4 protein-coding genes are annotated in these 7,200 nt (G+C 31.2%); all 4 read left to right on the forward strand.

The window, feature by feature from the left end:
* Positions 1–9 precede the first annotated feature (9 nt).
* The 4 genes from B6258_RS15045 (at position 10) to B6258_RS15060 (ending at position 7,058) form a co-directional block, all read left to right on the forward strand.
* On the forward strand, positions 10–5,439 hold the full coding sequence (locus B6258_RS15045) for a DUF637 domain-containing protein (protein ID WP_099075935.1): 5,430 nt from the start codon (positions 10–12) through the stop codon (positions 5,437–5,439).
* Complete coding sequence (locus B6258_RS15050; protein ID WP_099075936.1) at positions 5,439–5,750, forward strand: hypothetical protein; 312 nt, start codon at positions 5,439–5,441, stop codon at positions 5,748–5,750. Before B6258_RS15045 ends, B6258_RS15050 begins: the two co-directional genes overlap by 1 nt.
* A 195-nt stretch (positions 5,751–5,945) precedes the next feature.
* On the forward strand, positions 5,946–6,254 hold the full coding sequence (locus B6258_RS18420) for a hypothetical protein (protein ID WP_240531603.1): 309 nt from the start codon (positions 5,946–5,948) through the stop codon (positions 6,252–6,254).
* Positions 6,255–6,530: 276 nt separating this feature from the next.
* The gene (locus B6258_RS15060) at positions 6,531–7,058 is read left to right on the forward strand and encodes a hypothetical protein (protein WP_099075937.1); all 528 of its coding nucleotides are present in this window, start codon (positions 6,531–6,533) and stop codon (positions 7,056–7,058) included.
* The last annotated feature ends 142 nt before the right edge of the window (positions 7,059–7,200 follow it).

A 7,200-nucleotide genomic window follows, 5' to 3' on the forward strand; every position in this document is an offset into this window, starting at 1 on the left:
GAGGTTTTTATGCACGAAAAGGATATCTCTCGAAAACAACGCTTAATTAGCTATAGCATTATTTATTTAACCGCTATTTATCCATTACATCCTGCTTGGAGTTCTGCAATTACTCCATCCGATAAAACGATCAAAATAAGTCAGCAAAATACTATTCCTATTATTAATATTGCAACACCTAATAATACTGGTATTTCTCATAATCAATTCCATTCTTTTAATGTAGGTAAACAAGGTGTTGTACTTAATAATGCAACAACTCCTGTTAATACACAATTAGCTAAACAAGTGAATGCCAATACCAATTTAAAAGGTAATGCAGCGCATTTAATTATTAATGAAGTAGTAGGAAATGGACATTCACAGTTATTAGGAAAATTAGAAGTTGCAGGTGAACAGGCGAAAGTGGTTATTGCAAATCCGAATGGTATTACGTGTGATGGCTGTTCGTTTATTAATACTCCAGCAATTACGCTTACGACAGGAAAGCCTCAATTTAGCCCTCAAGGTGCCTATTCGGCGATAGAAGTGAAAAAAGGCAGTGTTGTTATTGGTAAACAAGGTATGAATACCGAGTTGCAAAATTATGCTGACATTATTAGCCGTAGTATTGAGTTAAATGGAAAAATAAACGCTAAAAATCTTTCTTTAATGCAAGGCAATAACCGTATTGATTTTGAAAAAGAAGCAGTAAATAGCCTTACTGGAGAAGGTATAAAACCAACAATCTCGATTGATACTAAAGCGCTGGGTGGAATGTATGCCAATCAAATACGCCTAGTCAGCACAGAAAAGGGAGTCGGTGTTAATTTAAGTGATATTCAGACAACTCAAAACAGTGTGAATTTAACGGTTGATGGAAAAGTTACCTTTAATGGCAATATTCAATCTGAACAAGATATTAATGTTAGCAGTAAAGAACTACATATTAATAGCAATACAAAACTAAAAGCAAAAAAAGATATTACGTTAGCCACTAATGCGCTAACTAATTATAGTGAAATTATCTCAGAAAAAGATATGCGTTTATTTGCAGATAAACTCACTAATAAAGGTGAAAAGGCAGTTATTCAAGCCAAAGATAATTTATGGATACAAAAAAATGCACAGGGTGATCCCAGTAGTTTAATTGAAAATCAATCCGCCACGATAAAAACAGAAAAGGGTGATTTGATTATTCGGACCAAGAAGTTGGTTAATGAATCTATTACACCTTTATTTAAAGAGATAAAACAAGAGCCTGATTCTAAAAAATTTTACAGTGTTAGAAATCAATTTATTCCACCTTATCCTAGTAGCGGTTTTTTTCAGGGTAATTATGAAGCATATATTATTGCTTACATACCCGAGTTAATAGATGAAAGAAACAAGAAATGGTTTGGTATGGCAAATTTAAATGATGATTATGGTATAAATAGTGAGAGGAAAAAAGTAGATTTAATTTCAAGTTATATTGCTTCTAAAATTATCTCTGGTAATAATTTATATATTCAATCCAATAGTATCTCAAATCATCAGTCATATATTTTTGCAAATAATAATTCAATTTTAACTGGGAGAAATGCTCATTTTTTAGATTATTCAATAGGACAATTAGATAAATGGGTGATATATGAAAATAGAGGCGTTTTTCCAGAAATAAATCCACTTTTTGAAATCCCCAATAATCAGGTTGAGAAATCGAAATATAGAAAAGAATATGAATATATACCATATGTTTCCACTGATATTTTTAGTTATGATTTTAAATTTGAAAATAATAATGAACATATCAGGGCGAAAGGAAATTTAACTTTAGATTTTAAAAATTTTATAAATATAGAAACTAAAGTACCATTTAAATATTCTAAAATAAAAAGGTTAATAAACAAATCACACTCAGGATATAATATTTTAGCTAGTAATATACTGATTAATTCTGATTCTATTAATATATCATCAAATATAAAATCAAATAATGATCTATCTATCATTTCTAATGATGACATTACAATAAAAGATGCACAACTCTCATCTAAAAATTCGTTAAGTTTAATTTCAAATAAAAATATAGAACTTAACCAAGTAGATTTAACTGCAAAAGATAGTGTTGTTCTTGCAAAAAATGGAAATATTAATTATACATTAAACCCCATTTCTTCATTTAATCAAAATAATGTTTTAACTCCTCCTGTTATTAATGTTCCTAATTCTATCTTATTTCAGTCGGGAGGGAATATTACTTTTAATAATATTGAAATTAATAATTCTAATTCTTTCAATTTAATTTCATCTGGTAATATAAAAATTCAGAGAAATGAATCAGCACTTTTTAAGATATTACCGTATTTCCATTTATATACTCAAGAACCTGCATTATCAAAAACGGAAAGCTGGAAAGCGCGAGGTGATATTACATTCACAGCTGGTAAAGATATTATTAGTCAAGGAATAAAATATCATAGTGATAAGGCCATAACTTTCAATGCAGGTCAGGATATTTTTCTTGCCTCTAAATCAATAAAAGAAGCCGATCCTTTCTTTAGTGATATTCATTATCCTCAATTACAATCTAAGTTATTTTCAGATAATAACCTTATTTTAAATGCTGCTCGTGATATTGATTTAAGTTCAACAGTATTAAATTCAAAAGATAAAGTCATTGTATTAGCTGGTAGAAATATAAAACTAGGTGCAAATGCTTATTCTGCTATTACAGATCCTCACGAAGATGCTCAAGATCTTCAATATGCCACAGCAACGATAACCGGTAATAAAGGTATTTCTATTGCGTCATCAGGCACATTAATCACAGAAGGAAGTTCAATTAAATCAGAGGGTGACGTCATCATTTCAAGTGGTGGCAATATTCAATTGGGCGCAGTAAGAACACATTTTCGTAAAGAGTCGGGTTCTGACTTAGAAGAACTTCGTAAACAAGTCAGTACTGAAATTAATAGTGGTAATAATCTAACACTATTATCTGAAGGTAGTATTTTATTTCAGGCATCAAAATTAACTGCAAATAAAGAGATGGATATCGCCGCTAAAGGTGGATTTCTTTACGCACAAGCGATGGAAGAATCGAGTTACTACAAAGAAGAAAAGAAAAAATGTAATAAGTGGACTTTGTGTATTACTAAAAAGAAATATACGAAAACATTTTATAATACCAATAATAAAGTTACCGAATTTATTGCTAATGGCAATATTAATTTATTGGCTAAAGATGATATCACTTTAGAAGCGACTAAAATTGATACAGCAAAAAATGCCAAGTTAACCAGTAAAACAGGAAAAATTAATTTTAAAGCAGTACAAGATACTTCATTTAAACAAGCTATTACTAATTCAAAAGATATTTATATTACTCAGCGTGATCAGGGATATACCAAAGGAATATGGGTATTACCTGAACTTTATATTGGCGGAAAGCTTACTATTGATGCGCCTAAAGGCATATCTGCGGATATTAAAGCCCAGAAAGAACAATCACTAGAAAAAGCATTAACCGTTTTAAGTAACACGCCAGAATATGCTTGGCTTAACGCTCTCCAACGTCAAGAAAATATTAATTGGAATTTAGTGAAAGACACTTATTCCAGTTGGGATGATAAAACTCAGCAATTAAATCCTGTTGTTGGTGCGGTTATTGCTATCGCGGTAGGAGTTGCAACTTACGGTACTGCAACGGCGGCAACCATTGGTGGAATGGCAAGTGAAGCCACCATTGCGGCAGGCGCATCAGCCAGTGTGGCTTCAACAGCATCGGTTGCAGCACAAGCAGGTTTTGCCTCTTTAGTATCGCAAGCTGCGGTGTCTTTAGCTGAGAACAAAGGCAATATTTCTAAAACTTTGGAGTCACTCGGTCGTAGTGACACTGTCAAGTCTGTTGTTACCAGTATGGTGGTTGCAGGGGCATTGCAAGGTCTTGACCAATTTATGGGTTGGGATCAGGCAATCCAAGGAGGAACCTTACCTTCAACAGGCAAGTTATTGCTTACTGATAACGCCACATGGAATCAAGTTGCCCAGCGTGTTGCCTCGCATTCCGTCGTCAGTTCAACCCTCGGTACCGCCATTCAAGGCGGCAGTTTTATTGATAATTTTAAAATCGCGCTATTAAGCAATATTGGCAGTCAATTCCATGCAGAAGGTGCCAATCTAATTGGTGATAACGGTGCCGTATTAGGACATGCAGGAAAGGTTTTAAGTCATGGTGTCGTTGCGGGTATTAGTGCAGAAATTGCAGGAGGCAGTGTTACTGGCGCTGTCGCGGGTGCTTTGGCGGCAGAGATAGCAGCGATATCGCTACAAAGTAAATTATTTGAGCCTAGTTATTTAAATGAAACTGACAGACAAGTTGCATTAATTCAAGAGGCAATGCATGGCAATGAAGGTCAAACACAGCTCACTAAATTAATTGGTGCACTGACAGGCGCTATTGTGACTCGTAAGCCTGAGGGCGTATTTTCTGCGGCTAATTCTGCGGAATTAGTTTATCGGCATAATTACAGTGAACATATGCTTTCTAACTTAGCTTTAGAAAATAATAAGGATATGATCGCTGTTTCGAAAGGAGATGTTGCAGCAGCAGAAAGAGTTGTCAATCGACAAAATGCAGGAATGGTTGCAATCGCTCTTGGCTTAGGAGGAAGTGTAAGTTTTATTGCTGGTCATACTGTTATTGCAGCAACACCAGAACTTATCGCTATTGCTCAAGTTGCATTTAATACATGTAAAGCTAATTGGGTTTATTGTACTAATCAACTAGGTATTAATATTGCTGGGATATCGGCTCCAGAAGCAGCAATAGCAGGTGTCACTTTTGGCAGCGGTTATAAAGTGTTAGCAAGTTCAGACGAAAGTACTAAAGCTTTCTCTAGCATGTTAGCTAATAGCGCAAAGTCTTTAATAACGTCAGGCAAATTAAATATTACTGCTATAAAACCGATAGTAGAACAAGAAAAATTATTAATAACTACCCATAAAAAAGCTATTGAAATAATCAATAACGGGGAACTTATAATATATTCAGGAGTAACTACGAATGGATATAAAGTATCTAATGGAGCCAAAACAGTAGTTTCTAAAAATGAATTAGAGCATCCTATTGTTCAATCTAGGATTAATATTAAAGTGGGAGATTTAGAATCAGGTTGGTTGCATGTACAAAAACGTCATTTTTCAGGAGCGCAAAATGCTAGCCAATTTACGCTTAGTGAACAGGAAATTAAAGATATATTATTAAGTCCTGCTGTCATTAAGATTCCTATTAATAAAACGAGAGAATCATATAATAAAAACACTAATGGTATTGATATTTTGTATGAAAGAGTGATTCAGCTTGATAAAAATATAGGAATTGATAAATTTAGTAAACAGCCAACTAACATAATTACTATGCTCACAGATAAAAATGGAAATTTAATAACTACTACCCCAGGGGAAATAAAGTGATGATAAATGAAGCTTTTTTAAAATTTAAGGATTCAGAAAATAAAATTATCATTCCGTACCTCAAAAAAGTATTTCCATCATTGAAATCAGCATATTGTTTATATCATATGATAGAACAATTAGAGGATGTTTATACTTACTTAGTTAATAGCAAGGATGTTATTTTTATTGAAGTGTCGAGGTTAAATAATTCTATTAACCATACGAATATTTTATCAATTAAAGATTATGCTATTATGAAAAAGGGGAAACAATATCATCGTTATGTGAAAGAGATTATTGCTTTATCAAATAGTGAGATAATTAAATGATAGTTTATAGATGGAATATTAGATTAATAAATTATATATAACAATGCAATTATAACGTTAAAAATTCATTGTATTGACAAAGTATTAATCGCATCAATAAAAGAAGCTTTTACGCGTTGTATTAGTCGTAAAGTTTAAATGGATAATAAATAAAATCACCTTATGCTAATTATGTGTAAGGTGATTTTTCATTATATGAATTTATCTATGAATAATAATCAATTAATAAATTATTTACATACTGTCTATCCAGAGCTTCCTATCAGCATTCATAAAATAAAGGGGTATTCTGATGATGAGATAAAGAAAATTGAACGTCTTTATGATATTAAAGTAGCAGATCAGCTATATGACTTTTTGAATTGCATGGGGCGTTGCAGTGGTGGTTTTTTTGTGATTATTCATTGTTATTTTATCGATATAAATTTTCGGTTAGAGGGCATGTACAGTTTCAAATTGGTAGTTGTTCTGAGCTTTGTAGCATACAAAAACACGATTTATTAGATCAAAAACCTTTCTTTTTTTCAATAGAATCAGAAACGCAATATCTATTTTTATTAACTTATTCAGATAATCCAAATAAAGTTTATCAGTATGATGAAAATGAAGAAATAGTAAAGGAGACAGAGTGGACACTTTATCAATATTTAAAAAAATTAATCAACACCGAAACTAGAAAATGTGTAAAAAAGCATTGTGTTACAGGCGAATTAATTAATATATGAAGATAACTGTAATAGTAATTTACTATTATTAATTATATAAGGGTGAATAATTTTTATGAAAAACAATCAATTAATAAATAATCTACATTTAATTTACCCCGAGATTTCTATCAATATTCATAAAATAAAAGGATATTCTAATGATGAGATAGAAAAAATAAAACGTTTCTATGGTATAAAAATAACAGAACAATTATATAGTTTTCTAAGTTGTATAGGGCGATGTAGTGGAGGGATTTTTGATGATTCATCTCTTTTATTTTATTGCCATACATTTTCTGTTAGAAATCACATTCAATTTCAAATTGATATGTGTGAAAGGTTGTGTAATATACAACAGCATGACTTATTAGATCAAAAACCTTTCTTTTTTTCAATAGAATCAGAAAATGAATATCTATTTTTATTAACTGATTCTGATAATCCAAATAAAGTTTATCAGTATGATGAAAATGAGGAAGTGATAAAAGATACTCATTGGGAATTTAATGATTATCTAAAGTATTTAATAGATAAGTCAAAGAAGAGGAAGATAGATAATATTTTAAAGGATGATTTTATTGGTGAGTTGATCGAAATTTAATAATATGAAATCATATGGTTTAAATGGATAATAAATAAAATCATCTTATTCTAATTGTGAATAAGGTGATTTTTTATTATATATATAATATTTTTTAATAATTTTAAATAATTAAATTAAAAATAGAATTATCTTAGCTGGT

It is taken from the genome of Proteus alimentorum (genome assembly GCF_002607735.1).
Taxonomy (GTDB): domain Bacteria; phylum Pseudomonadota; class Gammaproteobacteria; order Enterobacterales; family Enterobacteriaceae; genus Proteus; species Proteus alimentorum.